Raw genomic sequence first — 18,844 nt, 5'->3', positions numbered from 1 at the left:
GGGGTTTTTCATTGCCGGCTACCTTCCGCCCGCCTCGGGATGGGCCATCAGCACCATGCCCACGAGGCGCTCGAAATCCTCATCCTCCACACCGGGGGTGCCGTTGCGGAAGCGGTCGGCCTGGGCCTCGAAGCCGATCCCGCCCAGCGTGGGCGGCTGGTGGACGATGACGAGATCCAGGTGCGGGAAGACCAGCATGAAATGGCCCCGGTTGCCGCTCGCCCCGTAGAAGGGCTGCGCCGCTTCGAGCTGGGGGAAGCGCGGCCGCTCGCCGCCATCCTCGACCCACCACAGATAGCCGTAGCGGTCGAACCCGGTATAGGCGTTCTGCGACAGGCCGATATAGGTGTCCACGCCCGCGATGCTCTCGCGCACCCAGGCTTCCGGCACGACCTCTCGCCCGTCCCAGCGCCCGCAATTGAGATAGAGCGTCGCGAAGCGGGCGAGATCGCGCGTGCTCATCTCGAACATGTAGGCGGGATGGTCCGAACCGTAGCCGAAGAACTGCTGCGCGCGGCTGCCGCGCTCCGAATAGGTCACGTCGAAGACGCGGAAATCCTCCATGCCGAGCGGCCCGGCCACCCGGTCGCGGAACAGCGCGCCGAGCGTGTCGCGCCCGCCCTGCTCCGCGATGGTCCCCAGCGCGTTGAAGTCCCAGTTGTTGTACACCCAGTTGCCGCGGAACGACCCAGCCGGCTGGCGCTCGCGCACGCCGATGCGCAGGTCGCGCCATCCGCCGACCTCGTAATTGGCGTCGTGCATGATCCCCGAGCGGCTGAGCAGCAGGTCGCGCAGCGTGGCCTGGCGCTCCTCTTCGGTCAGGGCGGGATCGCTGTCGTCGATGCCCATCCCGGCGAGCGTCGCGTCGAGATCGAGGGCCCCTTCGGCGACGAGCTGGCCGATGATCGCGCCGACCAGCGGCTTGCGCATCGACTGCACGGTGTAGCGCACGTCGATATCGCCCCAGGCGATCACCGGCTCGCCGCGGTGGACGACCATGAAGGCGGCACTGTCCAGCGTCTCGAAATAGCCCCGGGCGCGCTCCAGCCGGCCGGTGTCCCAGCCGCGCGGGTCGGGCGCCGGCCAGTGTTCGCGGGGCAGCGTCTCCACCGTTCCGCAGGCCGGCCACTCCGGTGCCGGCGGTTGCTGCGGCCAGGCTGCTCCGGACGCGGCGAGAATTGCGAGGCTGCCGAAGAGTGTGCGGATCATCATGTCCTCCGAATCCGGGCGTGCGAAAGCGCGCCCATGGCTCAGAGGACGCCCGGACGGGTCAGGAATTCAAAGGATTGCTTGTCCGTTCGGCGCGACCGGACATGCGGGCCCTGCGCCAGGCGGCAGGGCTCTCGCCGAAGCGGCGGCCGAAGGCGTCGTAGAAGCCCGACCGCGAGGCGAAACCGCTCAGCAGCCCGATCGCCTCGACCGAGGTGCGCGCCTCCGCCGGGTCGCCCAGCAGTCCCGCCGCGTGCTCGAGGCGGAACTCGGTGAGTTCGGCCTGGAAGCTCGTGCCGTGCCAGGCCAGCGCCGCCGACAGCGCGTCCGGTGTCGTCGCGAGGCCGGCAGCGGCATCGGCCAGCTTCAGATCGGGATCGGCGAAGCCGCCCTTCGCCAGGAAGGCGCGAAGCTCCGCGCGGACATCGCGCCCGCCCTCCGGCGAGGCCAGCCGGCGCAGGCGCCGCTCCAGCCCGGCCGAGCTGACCAGGAGGATCGTGGTGAGCGCCGCAAATCCGATCGACAGGGCGAGCGGCACGGCGTCGCGCATCAGGACGGGCAGCGCGATCCGCGCGATCTGCGCGCCATGCACGAAGACGAAGAAGGCGAGCACGAGGCGGGCGACGGGCCGGGTCGGAGGCGCGCCCGGCGCGCGCCAGTAGATCAGCAGGCCCAGCGCGGTGAACCCCCACTGCAGTCCGAGCACGAGGGAGAGCGGGGACCCTCCCGCCGGCTCGATCGCGAACAGGGCGAGCGCGAGCGCCAGCAGGGTCACGGGATAGCCGGCGCGCAACGGGCCCCGCCCGACCGCACGGCTCACGCCGTCGATCAGGAGCGCGCCGCTGAGCGCGGTCAGGGCGAGTTCGAGATTGCGCAGGCCGTCGAACATTCCGGCATGCTCGCCGGCGATCAGCCCGATGATGATGCTGGCGGTCGCCGCGAGCACGGCCAGCGGCCAGAAGAAGAGCAGCTCGCGCCGGCGCAGCACCGCGGCGGTGTAGGCCAGGGTCAGCAGCGCCGCATTGAACACCCCGATCAGGGCGAATCCGAGCAGGACCGCATCGCCGGCCGGCATGGCCGGACCCTACTCCCCGAACCCGCGCTCGACCGGCCACTCGGCATCGGCCGGGCGCCACAGGATCGAGGCGATCTTCCAGCCTTCATCGGTCTCCAGCAGGGTCAGCACGTTGATGCCGCTCACGATCGTCTCGCCGGTATCGCTGCGCAGGCCCTCATAGGCGCTGTACACGGTGGCCAGCTCGCCATAGACCCAGGTCTGCCGGCGCGTCTCGGTCTCGACGAAACCGACCTCTACCAGCCTGTCGGCGTTGTTCTCGATATAGCCTTCCACGGTGAAGGTGCGGGCGCGTACCTCGCCCTCCTCGCCCGGCGCCACGAAGCCCATCACCGCGCCCTCCAGGAACAGGCTGCGCAGCATGTCGAAATCGCGCGGCGCGCCGACGGGGCCGGAAATCGAGGCGTAAAGCGCCTCCATCGTCTCGTCGATCGTCTCCTGGGCATGCACCGCCGAGACGGGCAAGGCCGCCAGGCAGGCGGCGAAAACAGCGGAACGCAGCATCGCGGGTTCTCCTCTGGACCGGACGGATTGCCCGAGCCTAGGCCCCCTCGAGGCGCGCGGGAAATGAAATCGAGGTAATCCCGGACGCGGCGCCCCTCAATACCGCTCGATCGCGGCCTCGATCAGCGCGAAGGCCTCCTCGCTCGCCCAGTCGGCTTCGCCCGGCATGCGGCCGATCTCCACCCCGCGGCGGTCGTACAGGATCGTGATCGGCAGGCCCCGTGCGCCCAGGCGCTGCACCGCGCCGAGATCGAGGCCGTGATAGAGGGTAAGCGCGTCGAGACCGTTCGCCTCGAAGAACTCCGCCGCCTCGTCCATGCGCCGGTCCATCGAGATGGTGACGACCTCGAAATCGTCCGAGCCGTAGCGCGCCTGCAGCGCGTTCAGCTGCGGCATCTCCACCACGCAGGGCGCGCACCAGGTCGCCCAGTAATTGACCAGCAGCACCTTGCCGCGCTTGTCGGCGAGGGTGAGCGTCTGCCCGTCGAGCCGCGTCAGCGTGTTCAGCGACTGGCTCGGCGCGTCCTCGATCGTGACGAAATCGGCCATCGTCCCGGTCGCGTAGCTGTCGAGCGCACCGGCGGGACGGCTTCCGGCGGCGGAAAACAGCATGTAGATGACGGCCGCGATCCCGATCAGCGGCAGGATCGTCAGCGCCCATTTCAGCGGCGACCAATTCGGCATCTGGACTTTCACACCTTCACCCTTGAGGATCGCGCCCATGACCTCGTCGAACCCGGAAAAACCGGCCTCCGGCCACGACATGTGGGGCGGGCGCTTCGCGTCCGGCCCGTCCTCCGTCATGGAGGCGATCAACACCTCCGTCCACATCGACAAGCGCCTCGCCGAGCAGGACATCGACGGCTCGCTCGCCCACGCCGCGATGTTGGCCGCGTGCGGGATCATTTCAAGCGAGGATGCCGAGCAGATTGCCGCAGGCCTCGAAGCGATCCGCCAGGACATACGCGCAGGCTGCTTCGACTGGAAGCCGTCGCTGGAAGACGTGCACATGAATATCGAGGCCGCCCTGAAGGAGCGGATCGGCGCGCCGGCCGGCCGGCTGCACACCGCGCGCTCGAGGAACGACCAGGTCGCGACCGATTTCCGCCTCTGGCTGCGCGCCGCCTGCGAGCGGGCGATAGAGGGCCTGCGCGCCTATCAGCGCGCCCTCGTGGAGAAGGCCGAGGCCCATTTCGACTGGGTCATGCCCGGCTTCACCCATCTGCAGACCGCCCAGCCGGTCAGCCTCGGCCATCACCTCCTGTGCTGGGTGGAGGCTGCCGAGCGCGATATCGGGCGGTTCGAGGACGCCAGTCGCCGCCTCAACGAGAGCCCGCTCGGCGCCGCGGCGCTCGCCGGCACCGCCTTCGCGATCGACCGCGAGATGACGGCGCGCCGGCTCGGCTTCGACCGGCCCATGGCCAATTCGCTCGACGCTGTGTCCGCGCGCGATTTCGCGCTGGAGGCGCTGTCGGCGGCCACGATCGCTTCGGTCAATCTCTCCCGCTTCGCCGAGGAGATCGTGCTGTGGACCTCGCGCCGATTCGGTTTCGCGCGGCTGACCGACGCCTTCTCGACCGGCTCGTCCATCATGCCGCAGAAGCGCAATCCGGACGCCGCCGAGCTGGTGCGCGCCAAGCCGGGGCGCATCGCCGGGGCGCTGCAGGGGCTGATCCTGGTCTGCAAGGGCCTGCCGCTCGCCTATTCCAAGGACCTGCAGGAAGACAAGGCGCTGGTCTTCACCGCCTTCGACGATCTCGAGCTCGCCCTCGCCGCCATGGCCGGCATGGCCGCCGATATCAGCTTCGACCGCGACGTGCTCGAAGCCGCTGCCGGGGAAGCCTATTCGGACGCCACCGATCTCGCCGACTGGCTGGTGCGCGAGCTCGGCCTGCCCTTCCGCGAGGCGCACCACGTCTCGGGATCTATCGTGAAGGCGGCGGAGAAGAAGGGCCTGCCGCTCTCGAAGCTGCCGCTGGACGAGATGCAGGCCGTCGAGCCGCGCATCACGAAGGACGTGTTCGAGGTCCTGTCCGCCCGCGCCTCGATGGAGAGCCGGACGAGCCAGGGCGGGACGAGTCCGGTGCGGGTGAAGGAGCAGATCGCGGTCTGGAAGGACCGCCTGAAGGGGTGAGGAAGATGAAACGCTACGCCATTCTCGTGCTCGGGCTTTGCGCGATCGGGCTTGCCGGCTGCGGCATTCGCGGCGATCTCGAACGTCCGCCCCCGGTCTGGGGCCCCGACGAGCGCACGCCGGCCGAGCGCGAACACGAAGGCGGGGAGACCGGGAACGAGGACGGCGGCGAGCGCCGCTAGCGATGTTCTCCCCCGGTGCGAAGCGCGCGCGGACGCGCTAGGTTTCGCCCCATGGCGCCTCGACGCTCACTGTTCATCGCCCGCGCCGCCCTGATCTGGGAGCGCGCCGCCCCGGTGCTCGCCGCGCCGCTGGGCGCGCTCGCCCTGTACCTCATCCTCGCCCTGTTCGGCCTGTTCGAGCGTTTCGGCGATCCGCTGCGCGCCCTGATGCTGCTCGCGCTCGCGGGCGGGGCGGGCTTTCTCGCCCGGCGCGCGGCCCGCGGCTTTCGCTGGCCCACGCGCACGGAGGCCGAGCGAAGGGTGGAGGCCGATAGCGGGCTCGAGCACCGCGAGTTCGAAGCCCTGCGTGACCGCCCCTCCGCCGGGGACGCGGCGCTCTGGCAGGCCCACCGCGCCCGCATGGCAAAGCGCCTGAAGGGCGCGCGGGCCCGGCGTCCGCGGGCGGCCTGGGCGCGTCTCGACCCCTACGGGCTGCGCGTCTCGGCCATGCTCGTCATCGCCGCGGGCGTGTTCCTGGCGGGCGATCTCGCGCGCTTCCGGGTCGTGGACGCCTTCGCGCCGCGCGCGCTGTCGGGTGGAACGGGACGGGCCGTCGCCGACCTCTGGATCGAGCCGCCCGCCTATACCGGGGAACCGACCCTCTATCTCAGGAACCGGCGCGAGGCCGAGGTGCCGCAGGGCTCGGTGCTCGCCGCGCGCCTTTCCGGCACCAGCCGCCCGCCGCGCGTCACGGGCGCGCAGGCCGACATCGAGCGCATCGACGAGACGGTCTGGCAGATCCGCGCCCCCGTCACGGCAAGCGGCGAGATCGTGGTGCGCGCCGGCCCGCTCGCCGAGCGGGTGCGCCTGACCGCGCGGCCCGACCTGCCGCCTCACCTCGCCCTCGCCGCCGAGCCCGAAGGCGATGCGGAGGGCCGGCTCGAGCTCGAATTCGTCGCGCGCGACGATTACGGCGTCGAGACCTTCGCCCTCCACCTCGCGCCCGAGCCCGAGGCGGCCGGCGGCGAGATCGCCGAGTGGGAAAGCATCGAGATCGCGCCCGGCGCCGTGACGGCACAGGGCGGGGATCTCTACCGCGCCGGCATCGACGTCGCCCGCCACCGCCTTGCCGGGGAGCGCGTCGCCATCCGCATCGCGGGCGCAGACGGGGCCGGGCAGGCCGGGGTCAGTGCGCGCTACGAGATGACGCTGCCCGAGCGCATCTTCCTCGATCCGCTCGCGCGCGCCGTCGCGGCCGAGCGCAAGGGCTTCCTGGCAACCGCATCCGAGTATGCGCCGGTGACCGCCCCGCCGCCCGAACCGGTGACCGGTCCGGGCGATCTCGGCGGGACGATCTTCCTCGACGACCAGCCGGAACTCAGGATCGAGCGCGCGCCCGAGACCGTGCAGCGCCTCGCTCTGGCGCTCGACGCGATCAGCGATGCGCCGGCGCGCTATTTCGACGACCCGGTCGTCTATATGGGCCTTCGCACGGCCGTCCACGAAGTGCGCCGGGCGCGCGAGCGCGAGAGCCTCTCCCATCTCGACGACGATCTCTGGCAGATCGCACTCAGGGCCGAGCTTGGCACGCTTGCCGATGCGCGCGCGGCGCTGGAGGCCGCCGAGCGGGCGCTCAACGACGCCATGGCGCGCGGCGCCGATGCGAGCGAGCTTGCCGCCCTGTTCGACGCCTACGAGCGGGCGATGGAGAACTATCTCGCCGCCCTCGCGCGCGAGGCGCTGCAGGAGCAGCAGCAGGCCCAGGGCCGGGGTTCGGGCATGAACGCGATGAGCGCGGACATGCTGCAGGAGCTGCTCGACGCGCTGCGCGAGGCCGCCGAGCTCGGCGACACCGAGGGCGCGCGCCAGGCCCTCGCCCAGCTCATGGAGCTTCTGCGGAACCTGCAGATGCAGCTCGGCTCGGGCGGCGGCGGCCAGGGCGACAGCCCGCTCGCGCGCGCTTTGCAGGAGGCGCTGGAAGAACTCGGCGAGCAGATCGGCGAGCAGCGCGAGCTGATGGAAGACACCTTCGAGGAGAACCAGGCCCAGGGCGGAGGGACGCAAGGCAGTCGCCCGCGCAACGGCCCGCCGGCCGGCGAGCCCGGCATCAGCGAACCCTACACGCTCGGCCCCGACGGCGAGGAGCGCCCGCTCGGCCAGGGCGAGCGCGAACGCCGGGACGGTGCGGGAGGCGGCGGCGAACTCACCGAACTCGAACTCGCGCGGCGCCAGGGCGCGCTCGCCGACCGGCTCGGGGAGCTGGAAGGCCGCATCACCGAGGAGGACGCGCGCGAGGCGCTCGATCGGGCCCGCGAGGCGATGGAGGAGGCCGAACGTGCGCTCGAGCAGGGCGAACTCGGCGGCGCCCTCGCGCTACAGGACGAGGCGATCGAGCAGATCCGCGAAGCCGCCGGGGAGCTGGCCGAGGCGCTGATGGCCGAGCAGGGCCAGGGCGAAACCGATCCGCTCGGGCGCGGCCAGGGCGGACGCGGGCCCGGCGATGTCGACGTGCCGAGCGAAGCCGAACGCCAGCGCGCGCGCGACATCCTGGAAGAACTGCGCCGCCGCGCCGCCGAGCAGGGCCGCCCGCAGGACGAACTCGACTATATCGAGCGCCTGCTGGAGCGGTTCTGAGGGGCGCGTCTCGCCCCACGATCCCGTTCAGAGCGTCATTCCGTCCAGGCGCGACGCGCGCCGAGCCGGGAGGACTCTTTGTGTGGGGGAAACGCCCTTTCGCGCCCGCGCGCTACTCGCCTCCGGCGATCGGTTCCGCGCTGGCACCCGGCGCCAGCTCGACCAGAACCTCGGCGCCGCCCTCGGGCGGATCGGGCAGGACGGTGCGGAAGCGCTCGAGCGCGCCGCCGGCGAGTTCCGGGCTCTCCAGCAGCACCGTCCACTCCACCAGGATCGCCCCGTCCGCGTCGAGCAGGGCGGCGCGCAGCGGCACGGTCTCGCGCACCCGGCCCGTGATGTTGACGACATCGCCCTCGATCGCGATCGCCGGCACGCCATTCTCCTGGGTGCGTTCGACCGCGAGATCGGCGACCTCCAGTCCGTGCGGGTTCACCGGCACGCCGACACTGGCATAGACATTGGCGGCGCGCGGGAAGGTCTGCACCACGTCGACGCGGAATAGCCAGGCGCCCGCGAGCACCACCAGGAACAGCGCCGCGACGCCGGCCCAGCCCGCGCCCTCGGTCGCCACGCGCGCGGTCTTGCGGCGCTGCTCGGCGCGCTGGCGGATCACCTCGTGGGGCTTCTTCGGTTCCTCGGGCTCGGACGCCGGCTTCGCCTCGGCGGGCTGTTCGAGCACCAGCGCCTCGTCCTCGACCGTCCAGACATGACCGCAGCCCGCGCAGCGCACGCGCCCGTGCCGGCGCGCCAGGGCTTCCGGCTCGGCCCGGTACTTCGCATCGCAGCTGGGGCACGTGACGATCATGGACGACAGCCTTTGTCCTCTTGCATAGTCTGCTTCGCACCTTTTCTTCCAGTCCCGAGCGAACGAGGCCGGCTCTCACCCATGGCTGAAGACGGGCGCCCCGCCCCCCAAGAGGAGACCCCGCTCGCCGAGGCGCCCGCCGTGCGCTTCGAGAGCGTCTCCATGCGCTACGGGCGCGGGCCGGAAGTCCTGCGCGATGTCAGTTTCGATTTACCGCGTGGAAGTTTCCAGTTTCTGACCGGACCGTCCGGCGCGGGCAAGACATCGCTGCTCAGACTCATCCAGCTCGCCGAGCGGCCCTCGTCGGGCTTCATCTCCCTGTTCGGGCGCGACACCGCGCTGATGCCCCGCGATGCGATGCCCGATCTCAGGAAGCGCATCGGCGTGGTGTTCCAGGATTTCCGCCTGCTCGACCATCTCACCGTGTTCGAGAACATCGCCCTGCCGCTGCGCGTCGCCGGCCAGGCGCGCCGCTCCTACGCCGAGGACGTGGAGGAGCTGCTGCACTGGGTCGGCCTCGGCGACCGCATCGAGGCCTATCCCCCGACCCTGTCGGGCGGGGAGCAGCAGCGCGCCGCCATCGCGCGCGCGGTGGTCTCCAAGCCCGACCTGCTGATCGCGGACGAGCCGACCGGCAATGTCGATCCGGCAATGGCGCGCCGGCTGCTGCGCCTGTTCGTCGAACTCAACAAGCTCGGCACCACGGTGCTGATCGCGAGCCACGACATCGCGCTCGTGCGCTCGCTCGACGTGCCGGTGCTGGAGATCGTCGACGGCCATGTCGAGACGACGGGAGGCCCGCGATGAGCGAGGGGAAGGTGAAATCCGCCCCGCTCCTGCCGCCCGATGCGGGCCGGGACCGGCCGCTTTTCGCCGTCGCGGCGATCCTGGTCTTCCTCGCCTGCCTGGCCGCGCTCGGCGCGGCGGGGGCCTGGCGGGCGAGCGAGGGCTGGACGCAGCAGCTGACCGACGAGATCACGCTGCAGGTGCTGCCCGGCGAGGGCCGCGACGCCGATGCCGACGCCGCCGAGGCCGGGGCGCGCATCGCCACCCTGCCCGGCGTGGTCGAGGTCGATGTCAGGAGCCGGGCCGAAGCCGAGGCCCTGCTGCGGCCCTGGCTCGGCTCCGGCGGCCTGCCCGAGGACCTGCCCGTACCGCGCCTCGTCGCGATCACCATAGATCCGGAGAACCCGCCGGCGCCCGGCGCCTTCGAGGCGCTGCTGGCCGACGCGCCCTACGAGATCATCGTCGACCGCCACGGCAACTGGGCCGCCGCCGTCGAGCGCGCGGCCGCGGCGGTGCGCTATTTCGCCCTGGGGCTCGTCGTGCTGCTGACCATCGCGGCGGCCGCGGTGGTGGCCTTCGCCGCGCGGGCCTCCCTGGCCGCACGCTGGGACGTGGCCGAGGCGCTGCACCTGGTCGGGGCGCGCGACCGCTTCATCGCCGGCCTGTTCCAGCGCCGCTTCTTCTTCTTGGGGCTGAAGGCCGGGCTCGCCGGGGCGATCGGCGCCTCGCTCGCCGCCTTCGCGCTCGCCTATGCCGGGGGCACGGCCGGGGCGCTGTTCTTCCTGCCGAGCCTGGAGCTCGGCTGGGGCGCGATCGCCATTCCCCCCTTCGCCGCGCTCGCCTCGGGACTGATCGCTGCGCTCGCCGCGCGCACGGCCGTGGACAGCGCGCTCAGGTCGCGTTGGTCATGAGCGCAGTTTCGCCCCACACTTGCCACGAGGCCGGGCGAGCCTTGCCGGTCTGGATGGCCCGAGACGGAGTGTGACGCGACCGCCATGTCCGCCCTGCTTTCATTTCTGCGATTCATCGCCTTCGTCGTGGTCGTCGCCGTGCTCGTCGGCTTCGCCCTGTTCGTGCGCGCCGGGGTGACGCTGGACGCGCGCGAGGCCGCCCGCGCGGACGGCATCGTCGCGCTGACCGGGGGGGAGGGCCGCGTCGTGACCGCGGTCGAGCTGCTCTCCCGGGGCCGCGGCGAGCGCCTCCTGATCTCCGGGGCCAATCCCGATGTCGGCCTCGATGCGGTGCGCGCGGCCTCCGGCGCGACGCGCGACCTGTTCGAGTGCTGCATCGATGTCGGCCAGGAAGCGGCCAACACGATCGGCAACGCGGAAGAAGCCGCGGACTGGGCGCGCCGCAACGGCTTCGACAGCCTGATCGTGGTGACCAGCGACTATCACATGCCCCGGGCCCTGCTGGAGCTGCAGGCCGCGATGCCGGGCGTCAGTCTCGCCGCCTTCCCGGTGGAGAGCCCGCCGCCCTGGGCCGATCTGCGCACCGCGCGGCGCTGGGGGGTGGAATTCTTCAAATACGCCGCGGTATATGCGCGCGAGGCCGTCGCCAGGCGGCGCGAGTAGGGGAATCGCATGCGGGTGATCGGCTCGGCCGTCTTCGTGATCTGGATGTACGGGCTGATGGTCGTGATGGGCCTTCTCTGCGCGCCGAGCCTTGTCGGGCCGCGCTCCTGGGCGCTCGCCTGCTTCCGCGCCTGGCTGGGGCTGGTCTTCTTCGGACTGAAGCTGTTCTGCGGCGTCACCTACGAGGTGCGCGGGCGCGAGCACCTGCCCGGGGGCGGCGCGCTGATCGCCTCGAAGCACCAGTCCATGTTCGAGACCCTGGCCTTGTGGACCATTCTCGACGATCCCGCGATCATCCTGAAGAAGGAACTCAAGGCCCTGCCGGTCTTCGGCTGGTACGCGATGAAGCTGAGGAATATCGCCGTCGACCGCTCGGCGGGCTCCAAGGCCCTGCGCGACATGCTCAAGCAGGCCCGCGAGCGCGCCGCCGAGGGCCGCCAGATCGTCATCTTCCCGCAGGGCACGCGGGTGAAGCCCGGCGAGAGCGAGAGCTACAAGCCGGGCGTGGCCGGCCTCTACGCGGCGATGAAGGTTTCCTGCGTCCCGGTGGCGCTCAATTCCGGGCTGCACTGGCCGCGCTCGGGCCTGGCGTTCAGGCCCGGCACCATCGTCATCGAGTTCCTGCCCGCCATCCCGCCCGGACTTCCCAAGGAGGCGTTCATGGCGAGCCTGCAGGCCCGCATCGAGGACGCCAGCGACCGGCTGATGGCGGAGGACCGCGCATGATGGGTTTCCTGCTCTCGCGCGAGGGCGGCCGGTCGTCCCGGATCGTCCTGCTGCTTCCGTTCGCGGTGCTGCTCGTCGCGATCGCGGCCTATACCGCCTACTGGATCTACGCCGCCGGCGAGATCCGCAAATGGGCCGATGCCTGGATCGCCGAGCAGGAGCTGGCCGGCTACGAGATCGGGCACGGGCCGATGCGCGTCGGCGGCTACCCGCTGCGCTTCACGCTGGACGTGCGCGATCCCGACATCGCCGCGCCGCCTGCCGACGGCGGCTGGCAGGCCCGCTTTTCCCGGCTCTCGGCGAGCGCCATGCCGTGGAACTTCAACCACTGGATCGTCACGCTCGGCGGACCGATGACGCTCGCGGCCGAGGCCGGCGGGCGCCCGGCCCTCTACGAGGCGAGCGCCGCCCTCGCCCGGCTGTCGATCAATTCCTCGCGCGCCGGCACCCAGCGCATCGGCATCGAGCTGGAACAGGCCGCGCTCGACGCGATCGAAGGCCCGGAGCCCGCGCTCAGCCGCCTCGACAGCCTCGCCCTCACCGCCGAGATAAACGGCGAGGACCGGCTCACCGCCCGCTTCGAGGCGCTCGGCGTCGACTTCGCCCCGGCGATCCTGCCGCCGCGCCTGGCCGCCGTGTTCGGCACCGAGGCCGGGGCCCTGCGCTTCGACGGCGCGGTGACGCAGTGGAGCGCGCTCGCGCGCGAAGGCGATGCGGCCGACTGGGCCGCGGCGCGGGGCGAGCTCCTGGTCCGCGCGGCCGAGCTGGACTGGGGGCCGGCCGATCTCGGCGGCACGGGCGAGCTCGGCCTCGACGCGGCCCTGCGCCCGGCTGGCCGGCTCTCGGTGGTGATCGCCGACCCCGACAGCCTCGTCGACGCCATGGTCGAGGCCGGCCTCGTCGAGCCCGGCCAGGGCGACGCGCTGCGCCTGGCGGCCATGATGGCCCCGCGCCGCGATGCGGGCATCGCCCTGCCCCTGCGCTTCCAGGACGGCGGGATATTCCTGGGCCCCGCCCGGATCGGGAGCGTCGGGCCGGTGGCGGGCTGACCGGTTCCCGGTCAGGTCCCCGCGAACGCCGCCAGCGCCTCGACCACCCTGCGGTTCGCGTCCTCGTCGCCCACCGTGATCCTCAGCGCGTTCGGCAGGCCGTAGGGCTGGAGGGGACGCACCACGAGGCCGCGCTGCTGCAGGAAACGGTCGGCATCGGCCGCGCTCCGCCCCGGCTCGTCGGGGAAGTGGACCAGCACGAAATTGCACACCGAGGGCGTGACCTCGTAGCCGAGCCCGCCGATCTGCTGCTGCAGGAAGGCGAGCCACTGGTCATTGTGCGCCTTCGACTTCGCCATGAAGGCGCGGTCGCGGATCGCCGCGGTCCCGGCCTCGATGGCCGGCAGGTTCACGTTGAACGGCCCGCGCACGCGGTGGATGACGTCGACGATCTCGGCCGGTCCGTACATCCAGCCCAGGCGCACGCCGGCAAGCCCGTGGATCTTGGAGAAGGTGCGCGTGACGACGGTGTTGGCGTACTCGTCCACCAGCGCCATTCCGGAGGTGTAGTCGGGCTCGTCGACGAACTCGGTATAGGCGCTGTCGAGCACCAGGAGCGTGTCCTCGGGCAGGTTCTCGCGCAGGCGCCTCACCTCGCGCTCGGGGATGTAGGTCCCGGTCGGATTGTTCGGATTGGCCAGGAAGACGATCTTCGCATCCGTCCCGGCCGCCTCGAGCAGGGTGTCCACGTCGGCGCGGTAGTTGGTCTCCTTCGCGCTGACGAGCTCGGCCCCGCACTGCAGCGCGACGAGGCGGTAGACCAGGAAGCCGTACTCGTTCTGCACCACCTTGTCGCCGGGCTCGAGATAGGCCCGGCCGATGAGCTGCAGGAGTTCGTCGCTGCCCGCCCCGCACACGATGCGCGCCGGATCGATGCCCTCTTCCTGCCCGATCGCCTCGCGCAGCTTGCTCGCGCCGCCATCGGGATAGAGATGGAGCTTGTCGCCGGCGTTCCTGAACGCCTCGGCCGCCTTCTCGCTCGCGCCGAGCGCGTTCTCGTTGGAGGACAGCTTGATCGCCCCTTTCGGCGCGCTCGCGCCCGGCTTGTAGGGCGTGATGTCGAGAAGGCCGGGGCGGGGGGAAAGCGTCATCGTGTCCTCGAATCCTGTTGGCGTGTGCTGCGCGCGCCCCCGTATGGACGCCGCGGGGCGGGAGATAGCCCGGCCCCCACCCGTCCTTCAAGCCGCTTGGCCCGCGCGTGCACCGGACTGCCGCCCGGACGCACCGCGCCGACATGCTTGACGGCCTCCACCAGGATCAGTCCGCCGAAGGCGTTGAACATCTTCTCCCCCATCGCCTCGAAGCTCTCCGCCGCACGCGGCCCGCAGGTCCAGCTCCAGGGCGGGGTGTAGAGGGCGTGCGCCCAGGCCACCGGCTCGAACAGCGCATCGGTGAGAAGCCGGGTGAGCTGGCGCTTCGACCAGGGACGGCCATGGCCGAACGGGGTGGATTCCGCGCGCGCCCAGAGCCCGGCGCGGTGGGCGGTGACGATCACCATGCGCCCCTCCGGGGCCATCACCCGCCACAGCTCGCGCAACAGCCGGTGCGGATCGCCCGCCTCCTCCAGCGCATGGACGAGCACGATGCGGTCGAACATCGCCTCGGCGAAGGGCAGGCGCGTCTCCTCGCCGAGCGCGGTCAGGCTCGCCTCGCGCCCGCCATCGGGCCAGACGACCGCGCCCTGGCTCGCCGGCATGTAGGCGATCGTGCGCCGCGCGCCCGCACGGAAGTTCTCCAGATAGGGCCCGGCATAGCCGTAGCCGAGCACGTCGAGACCGGCGGCGTCCGGCCACAGCGCGGCGAGCCGGCGCAGCGCCATGTCGCGCGCGGCCCGGCCGCGGACGCTGCGGTAGAATCGCTCGATCTCCAGGGCATCGGTGCGCATGGGCTCAGGCTCGTCCTTCGGAACGCGGCTTCAAAGCGGAACGTTGGCGATGATAGGCTGCGCACCCTCGCGCCGCCACACCGCCGGCACGCAGATTCGAAAAGGGATTTTCCATGCCGCTCGACGTCCACGTCATCCCGTGTCTGGAAGACAATTACGCCTATCTGATCCGCTGCTCGAAGACCGGGCGCACGGCGATCGTCGACACGCCGGACGCGCAGACCATCCTCGAGGAGGCGGAAAAGATCGGCTGGCCGATCGACGAGATCTGGAACACCCACCATCACTGGGACCATGCCGGCGGCAACGACGCCATCCGCGCGAAGACCGCAGCCAGGGTCGTCGCGGCCCGGGCCGAGACGCACAAGATCGGCCATGTCGACACCCCGGTCGGGCACGGCGACCGGGTCAGGCTCGGCGAGATGGAGGCCGAGGTGCTCGATGTCGGCGGGCATACCAGCGGCCACATCGCCTTCTACTTCCCGCAGGCTGACACCGTCTTCACCGGCGATGCGCTGTTCAACCTGGGCTGCGGGCGCATGTTCGAGGGCGATGCCAGGCAGTTCCTGGCGAGCCTGCAGCGCATCAAGCACCTGCCCGGCGACACCTCGATCTATTGCGGCCACGAATACACGCTGAAGAACGGCGAGTTCGCCCTCACCGTCGATCCGGACAACGCGCTGCTGCGCACCTATGTCGAGAACGCGCGGGAAAAGCGCGCCCAGGACAAGCCGACCGTGCCCAGCACGGTGAACGCGGAGCGCGGCGCCAATCCCTTCCTGCGCCCCGAGGACGAGCACATCCGGCGCGAGCTGGGCATGGAGGACGCCTCCGACGTGGAGGTCTTCGCCGAGCTGCGCAAGCGCAAGGACGCGTTCTGAGATGGCGCAGGACGCCCTTTCCGGCCTCACGCCCGAGGAGATCGTCGAGCGCCTCGCCATGCAGCCCCACCCCGAGGGCGGCCACTATGTCGAGACCTACCGCGCCCCGGACGGCCCGGACGGGCGCTCGCGCCTGACCGCGATCTATTTCCTGCTGAAGGCCGGCGAGGCCAGCGCCTGGCACCGCGTCGACGCCGACGAGGTCTGGCTCTGGCACGCCGGCGGCCCGCTCGCCCTGACGATCTCCGACAACGGCGAGACCGCCCGCGCCCTGCGCGTGGGCCCCGATCTCGCCGGGGGCGAGACCCCGCAAGCCCTCGTTCCCGCCAATGCCTGGCAGAAGGCCGAACCGCTCGGGGACTGGGTCCTCGTCAGCTGCCTCGTGGCGCCAGGCTTTCAGTTCGACGGCTTCGAGATGGCGAACGAGGGGTGGGAGCCGGGGCCGGGGTGATCTTTCTAGAAGAGATATGGTCTGCCTACTGACTGGCAGCCTGTTGTTCCAAAAACTCTCGGCTAATGCGGTCTAAGTTCGCATGCCTCGATAGCGCATTCATCAGCTCCATCGATTGCAAGTTGAACTGATGATAGGCCTCTACGAATTCCGATTCATTTTCCGATTCAATACTTTGAATCATATTTATCACTGCATTTTGATAGCTAGAAATCACTAATTCCTCTTCGCTACCAACTATAACGCTAAGCTCTACTGCCCTCCAGTTCAAACTGGTTAGAATTTCTAGCAGTCGACGCCTTGCATCCCGCCTTTGCTCAAGCGGAAACTCACCATCTGAGTAAACACGCACAAGCCGCAGTGTTTCGTGCGTGTCCGCAGAGAGTTTTTCAAATTGATTTATAACATACTCGGACCTAACCCTCTCTCCTTCAAACGTTTTTTGTATGTTAGGAGATAGCCAAAGCGTAAGGAATACCGTTAGGCCATAGCCGAAAATATGTATCCATAGCGGGATTTGCGGCTTCGCAAGGAAGCGTGCCAGAGACCTTATAAGCCCACACAATACGCCGATCATTTTGGCCCCCGGTGGACCGAGGCTCGGAGACCCACCTCGCTCTCCGCCTCCTCTCTCAGATCATCCAACTCGAGCGAGAACTCTCGGGGAAGCACCCGGCTGAACGCCTCGACGCGATCTCGCGCCGCACTTGCTGCGGCGTGGGCCTCGCCCCCCTCGAGGGCAGCTTCAGACACAAAGCGGTCTGCCGTCTCGATCCATTTGTCCGAAGAAGAGGAGAGTATGATCGCGGCAAATAGGGCAAAGGCGGCAGACCTTCGCTTGACGTCAAACCAGCCCGGAGAGTGGAACTCCATAGAAGCTCGCAGCACGCCCTCTCGGCCTCGATGGAGACTTACGAACTGATCGATGCTTGAAGCTCGCATAAGAGCCGCAACGAACGATTCTGAGTCCATGCTATACGATGCAAGCAAAAATTGTATTAACGTTATTGAACTGTCGAGTTCATAAAAATCTCTACCTGTGTAATTTGGAGCATCAAAAATTATTCTCGAAATATCTCCATAAATGTAAGAATAAAATGCAAAATCAAAAAATTTTGATGTTATTTCATCAACCTTTACTTTTCCTACAGCTGGTGGTTTCTGGACATACTTTACAATGTCCTTGGGAAGAGCCCTTTTTTCAACATCAGACCTGAGCCAGCGAACGCGACGATATGGCGCGCTATAGCCATCATATTCATTAAGAACAAGCCTATCATCCGGATGGAACGGTGCGTCTATGCGCCCAAAATAGACAGTACCGTACATCCCCGCATCTGGCGTGACGATCAGATCACCAACTTTTGCATTTGCAAACAATTTGACTATCGAGCCAACAAGTTGGTTCAAATGCTTTGGCGCCTTGATAGGATCACCCGACAAATCTGCAAGCGAAGGGGGTATCTCAAAATCTTTGTCTCCATTTAAACGCCTCTTTATCGCATGCGCACCACGGGCCGCTCTCCGAGCATTTTCACGGCTTGAAGCAATATTTATATCAACACCAGAAAGAGGAAGGTCGAGATATACCCTGTTATTGATTAGAAAATCCTGTAAATATTTTCTCTGGCGACCAGCATATACGACATATATGTTTGTCTTTTTATCGATTACCTCGAAATCAAATGACACGCTCATTACCCCCTCTTATAGCTTTCGATGACGGTCCTTAGTGCTGGACCATAACGATACAAATCCTCCGGCCTGTCCACGTTCACCCGCGTCTCCTGCTTGTTCTCGTCGAACAGGATGACCCATTTCTGGCGGCCGTCGAAGCCGAGGCGGCATATGGGCTTGCGGTTGTTGTCGTCGAACAGGATGCCGCAATAGCTCTTCTGGTCGCGGATCGCGATGCGGGAGGGGTCGACGAGTTCGGCGGCGATGGCGCGCACGATGTAGAAGGCCTGCAGCTCCTCCTCGGTCGTGACGATGCCGTCGTCGCCCGCGATCTCGGGCTCTTGCGCCTCGACCATCTCCTCCTCGTCCTCGCCGAGCGCGACTTCGAGGCGCGAGCGCACGCGAGCGCGGATGATGTCGTCGAAGGCGCGCTTCACGCACGGCGTCATGCGCTCGACGACGCTGGCGGTCAGGCGTCCGTCATAGACGCTGCGCGCGACGAGCTTGACGAATTCCTCGTCCGGCTCGGCCATCTGCTGACTGATGTATTGCGCGGCGAGGCGGGTGTATTTCAGGCTCGCCGCCGTGGCCTGGACCTGCTCGATGGAGAAGCTCTCCTTGGCGAACTTCTCCAGCTCGCGCAGATCGGCCTCGTCGTAGACCTCCAGCGAGAACTTGAAGAAAGGCTTCTCGTCCATCCGGTTGGTCGCGTCGACATCGGTGAAGAACCAGTATTCCGCGCCGTTCGTGAGCAGCGCGATGCGCGCATCGGTGACGCCGAAATAGCGGTAGAGCTGGCTGTACTGCGCATCCTTGAGCGCGCAGGAAAAGGGCTTGGCCTCGATGATCATCTCGACCCTGTCGTCGAGAAAGATCGCGAAATCGACCTTCTCGCCCTTCTTGGTGCCGACATCCGCAGTGAACTCGGGCTGGACCTCGGCCGGGTTGAAGATGTCGTAGCCGAGCGCGGCCAGGAAGGGCATGACGACGGCCGTCTTCGTCGCCTCCTCGCCGAGATCGCTGCGCGATTTGACCATTTCCAGGCGCCGGGCGACGTCGCCGATCCTGTCCTTGAAGCTCATCTGCGCTCTCCCCCGGGCGGTTGCCGGAGAGACGATACGCAGAGGTTGCCGGATTCGTCTAGTCTAGCGTGTTGATTCTGTTGATGCGCGCGATACGGGCGGCTCACATCCCCCTTCCCCGCCCGCCCGCGGGTCGGGGAGAGACACGCCTTATCCCCGCCCTGCCCGGGCGCTGGTATGATCGCCCTCGCTGTTTCTCATCGCAGGCGCG

General features: G+C 68.6%; 20 protein-coding genes. 10 read left to right on the top strand and 10 right to left on the bottom strand.

What is annotated here, in order from left to right; all coding sequences use genetic code 11:
- Positions 1 to 18: 18 nt before the first annotated feature.
- The 4 genes from JW792_RS15120 to JW792_RS15105 all read right to left on the bottom strand — a co-directional run bounded on the left by JW792_RS15120 (position 19) and on the right by JW792_RS15105 (position 3,553).
- Positions 19 to 1,209, bottom strand: coding sequence for a serine hydrolase domain-containing protein (locus tag JW792_RS15120; protein WP_158291549.1), 1,191 nt, complete (start codon positions 1,207 to 1,209; stop codon positions 19 to 21).
- Between the two features lie 61 nt (positions 1,210 to 1,270).
- Positions 1,271 to 2,284 (bottom strand): helix-turn-helix domain-containing protein, encoded by a 1,014-nt coding sequence (locus JW792_RS15115; RefSeq protein ID WP_135994972.1) that lies wholly within the window; start codon positions 2,282 to 2,284, stop codon positions 1,271 to 1,273.
- A gap of 9 nt (positions 2,285 to 2,293) precedes the next feature.
- Positions 2,294 to 2,788, bottom strand: a complete 495-nt coding sequence (locus tag JW792_RS15110) for a hypothetical protein (protein ID WP_135994973.1) — start codon at positions 2,786 to 2,788, stop codon at positions 2,294 to 2,296.
- 96 nt (positions 2,789 to 2,884) lie between these two features.
- Positions 2,885 to 3,553 (bottom strand): TlpA family protein disulfide reductase, encoded by a 669-nt coding sequence (locus JW792_RS15105; protein ID WP_241094989.1) that lies wholly within the window; start codon positions 3,551 to 3,553, stop codon positions 2,885 to 2,887.
- Here JW792_RS15105 and argH point away from each other — a divergent pair.
- The 3 genes from argH to JW792_RS15090 are packed head-to-tail and all read left to right on the top strand — an operon-like array spanning position 3,510 to position 7,717.
- Positions 3,510 to 4,922: an argininosuccinate lyase gene (gene argH, locus JW792_RS15100; RefSeq protein WP_135994974.1), complete on the top strand. Its 1,413-nt coding sequence runs from the start codon at positions 3,510 to 3,512 to the stop codon at positions 4,920 to 4,922. The genes JW792_RS15105 and argH overlap by 44 nt on opposite strands.
- Positions 4,923 to 4,927: 5 nt before the next feature.
- Positions 4,928 to 5,104 (top strand): LPS translocon maturation chaperone LptM, encoded by a 177-nt coding sequence (lptM, locus tag JW792_RS15095; RefSeq protein ID WP_135994975.1) that lies wholly within the window; start codon positions 4,928 to 4,930, stop codon positions 5,102 to 5,104.
- A 51-nt stretch (positions 5,105 to 5,155) separates the two neighbouring features.
- A complete protein-coding gene (locus JW792_RS15090) occupies positions 5,156 to 7,717 on the top strand; it encodes a DUF4175 domain-containing protein (RefSeq protein ID WP_135994976.1) in 2,562 nt (853 codons plus the stop codon).
- A gap of 112 nt (positions 7,718 to 7,829) precedes the next feature.
- On the opposite strand, the gene JW792_RS15085 is transcribed toward JW792_RS15090, so the two are convergent.
- Entirely contained in the window at positions 7,830 to 8,522 is a 693-nt protein-coding gene (locus JW792_RS15085) for a zinc-ribbon domain-containing protein (RefSeq protein WP_135994977.1), read from the bottom strand.
- Positions 8,523 to 8,603: 81 nt separating this feature from the next.
- On the opposite strand from JW792_RS15085, the gene ftsE reads away from it, so the two are divergent.
- The 5 genes from ftsE (at position 8,604) to JW792_RS15060 (ending at position 12,657) form a co-directional block, all read left to right on the top strand.
- Positions 8,604 to 9,329: a cell division ATP-binding protein FtsE gene (gene ftsE, locus JW792_RS15080; protein WP_135994978.1), complete on the top strand. Its 726-nt coding sequence runs from the start codon at positions 8,604 to 8,606 to the stop codon at positions 9,327 to 9,329.
- Positions 9,326 to 10,219, top strand: coding sequence for a cell division protein FtsX (locus JW792_RS15075; RefSeq protein ID WP_135994979.1), 894 nt, complete (start codon positions 9,326 to 9,328; stop codon positions 10,217 to 10,219). The genes ftsE and JW792_RS15075 overlap by 4 nt, the downstream gene beginning before the upstream one ends.
- Before the next feature lie 84 nt (positions 10,220 to 10,303).
- The gene (locus JW792_RS15070; RefSeq protein ID WP_135994980.1) at positions 10,304 to 10,882 is read left to right on the top strand and encodes a YdcF family protein; all 579 of its coding nucleotides are present in this window, start codon (positions 10,304 to 10,306) and stop codon (positions 10,880 to 10,882) included.
- 9 nt (positions 10,883 to 10,891) lie between these two features.
- Entirely contained in the window at positions 10,892 to 11,608 is a 717-nt protein-coding gene (locus tag JW792_RS15065) for a lysophospholipid acyltransferase family protein (protein WP_135994981.1), read from the top strand.
- On the top strand, positions 11,605 to 12,657 hold the full coding sequence (locus JW792_RS15060) for a DUF2125 domain-containing protein (RefSeq protein ID WP_135994982.1): 1,053 nt from the start codon (positions 11,605 to 11,607) through the stop codon (positions 12,655 to 12,657). Before JW792_RS15065 ends, JW792_RS15060 begins: the two co-directional genes overlap by 4 nt.
- 11 nt (positions 12,658 to 12,668) lie before the next feature.
- Here JW792_RS15060 and hisC read toward each other — a convergent pair whose 3' ends face one another.
- Positions 12,669 to 13,748: a histidinol-phosphate transaminase gene (hisC, locus tag JW792_RS15055; RefSeq protein ID WP_135994983.1), complete on the bottom strand. Its 1,080-nt coding sequence runs from the start codon at positions 13,746 to 13,748 to the stop codon at positions 12,669 to 12,671.
- Complete coding sequence (locus JW792_RS15050; RefSeq protein ID WP_135994984.1) at positions 13,745 to 14,542, bottom strand: class I SAM-dependent methyltransferase; 798 nt, start codon at positions 14,540 to 14,542, stop codon at positions 13,745 to 13,747. Before JW792_RS15050 ends, hisC begins: the two co-directional genes overlap by 4 nt.
- Before the next feature lie 113 nt (positions 14,543 to 14,655).
- On the opposite strand from JW792_RS15050, the gene gloB reads away from it, so the two are divergent.
- Together gloB and JW792_RS15040 are read left to right on the top strand one after the other, a co-directional pair.
- Positions 14,656 to 15,423, top strand: a complete 768-nt coding sequence (gene gloB / locus JW792_RS15045; RefSeq protein WP_135994985.1) for a hydroxyacylglutathione hydrolase — start codon at positions 14,656 to 14,658, stop codon at positions 15,421 to 15,423.
- Between the two features lies 1 nt (position 15,424).
- Complete coding sequence (locus tag JW792_RS15040) at positions 15,425 to 15,874, top strand: cupin domain-containing protein (protein WP_135994986.1); 450 nt, start codon at positions 15,425 to 15,427, stop codon at positions 15,872 to 15,874.
- Positions 15,875 to 15,899: 25 nt separating this feature from the next.
- Here JW792_RS15040 and JW792_RS15035 read toward each other — a convergent pair whose 3' ends face one another.
- From JW792_RS15035 to JW792_RS15025, 3 genes are read right to left on the bottom strand one after another with little or no spacing between them, the layout of a single operon-like run.
- Entirely contained in the window at positions 15,900 to 16,451 is a 552-nt protein-coding gene (locus JW792_RS15035) for a hypothetical protein (RefSeq protein ID WP_135994987.1), read from the bottom strand.
- Positions 16,448 to 17,572: a hypothetical protein gene (locus JW792_RS15030; protein ID WP_135994988.1), complete on the bottom strand. Its 1,125-nt coding sequence runs from the start codon at positions 17,570 to 17,572 to the stop codon at positions 16,448 to 16,450. The genes JW792_RS15035 and JW792_RS15030 overlap by 4 nt, the downstream gene beginning before the upstream one ends.
- Positions 17,572 to 18,633, bottom strand: coding sequence for a type I restriction enzyme HsdR N-terminal domain-containing protein (locus JW792_RS15025; protein ID WP_135994989.1), 1,062 nt, complete (start codon positions 18,631 to 18,633; stop codon positions 17,572 to 17,574). Before JW792_RS15025 ends, JW792_RS15030 begins: the two co-directional genes overlap by 1 nt.
- Between the last annotated feature and the right edge of the window lie 211 nt (positions 18,634 to 18,844).

Source organism: Marinicauda algicola (assembly GCF_017161425.1).
GTDB classification, from domain to species: domain Bacteria; phylum Pseudomonadota; class Alphaproteobacteria; order Caulobacterales; family Maricaulaceae; genus Marinicauda; species Marinicauda algicola.
Note: the sequence above shows the minus strand (reverse complement) of the source record. Positions and strands in the feature narration are given on the sequence as shown.

What these genes read in the sequence shown, in the direction of transcription:
- JW792_RS15120 (WP_158291549.1), bottom strand. Translation starts at nt 1,209, where the DNA reads ATGATCCGCACACTCTTCGGCAGCCTCGCAATTCTCGCCGCGTCCGGA.
- JW792_RS15115 (WP_135994972.1), bottom strand. Translation starts at nt 2,284, where the DNA reads ATGCCGGCCGGCGATGCGGTCCTGCTCGGATTCGCCCTGATCGGGGTG.
- JW792_RS15110 (WP_135994973.1), bottom strand. Translation starts at nt 2,788, where the DNA reads ATGCTGCGTTCCGCTGTTTTCGCCGCCTGCCTGGCGGCCTTGCCCGTC.
- argH (WP_135994974.1), top strand. Translation starts at nt 3,510, where the DNA reads ATGACCTCGTCGAACCCGGAAAAACCGGCCTCCGGCCACGACATGTGG.
- JW792_RS15105 (WP_241094989.1), bottom strand. Translation starts at nt 3,553, where the DNA reads ATGTCGTGGCCGGAGGCCGGTTTTTCCGGGTTCGACGAGGTCATGGGC.
- lptM (WP_135994975.1), top strand. Translation starts at nt 4,928, where the DNA reads ATGAAACGCTACGCCATTCTCGTGCTCGGGCTTTGCGCGATCGGGCTT.
- JW792_RS15090 (WP_135994976.1), top strand. Translation starts at nt 5,156, where the DNA reads ATGGCGCCTCGACGCTCACTGTTCATCGCCCGCGCCGCCCTGATCTGG.
- JW792_RS15085 (WP_135994977.1), bottom strand. Translation starts at nt 8,522, where the DNA reads ATGATCGTCACGTGCCCCAGCTGCGATGCGAAGTACCGGGCCGAGCCG.
- ftsE (WP_135994978.1), top strand. Translation starts at nt 8,604, where the DNA reads ATGGCTGAAGACGGGCGCCCCGCCCCCCAAGAGGAGACCCCGCTCGCC.
- JW792_RS15075 (WP_135994979.1), top strand. Translation starts at nt 9,326, where the DNA reads ATGAGCGAGGGGAAGGTGAAATCCGCCCCGCTCCTGCCGCCCGATGCG.
- JW792_RS15070 (WP_135994980.1), top strand. Translation starts at nt 10,304, where the DNA reads ATGTCCGCCCTGCTTTCATTTCTGCGATTCATCGCCTTCGTCGTGGTC.
- JW792_RS15065 (WP_135994981.1), top strand. Translation starts at nt 10,892, where the DNA reads ATGCGGGTGATCGGCTCGGCCGTCTTCGTGATCTGGATGTACGGGCTG.
- JW792_RS15060 (WP_135994982.1), top strand. Translation starts at nt 11,605, where the DNA reads ATGATGGGTTTCCTGCTCTCGCGCGAGGGCGGCCGGTCGTCCCGGATC.
- hisC (WP_135994983.1), bottom strand. Translation starts at nt 13,748, where the DNA reads ATGACGCTTTCCCCCCGCCCCGGCCTTCTCGACATCACGCCCTACAAG.
- JW792_RS15050 (WP_135994984.1), bottom strand. Translation starts at nt 14,542, where the DNA reads ATGCGCACCGATGCCCTGGAGATCGAGCGATTCTACCGCAGCGTCCGC.
- gloB (WP_135994985.1), top strand. Translation starts at nt 14,656, where the DNA reads ATGCCGCTCGACGTCCACGTCATCCCGTGTCTGGAAGACAATTACGCC.
- JW792_RS15040 (WP_135994986.1), top strand. Translation starts at nt 15,425, where the DNA reads ATGGCGCAGGACGCCCTTTCCGGCCTCACGCCCGAGGAGATCGTCGAG.
- JW792_RS15035 (WP_135994987.1), bottom strand. Translation starts at nt 16,451, where the DNA reads ATGATCGGCGTATTGTGTGGGCTTATAAGGTCTCTGGCACGCTTCCTT.
- JW792_RS15030 (WP_135994988.1), bottom strand. Translation starts at nt 17,572, where the DNA reads ATGAGCGTGTCATTTGATTTCGAGGTAATCGATAAAAAGACAAACATA.
- JW792_RS15025 (WP_135994989.1), bottom strand. Translation starts at nt 18,633, where the DNA reads ATGAGCTTCAAGGACAGGATCGGCGACGTCGCCCGGCGCCTGGAAATG.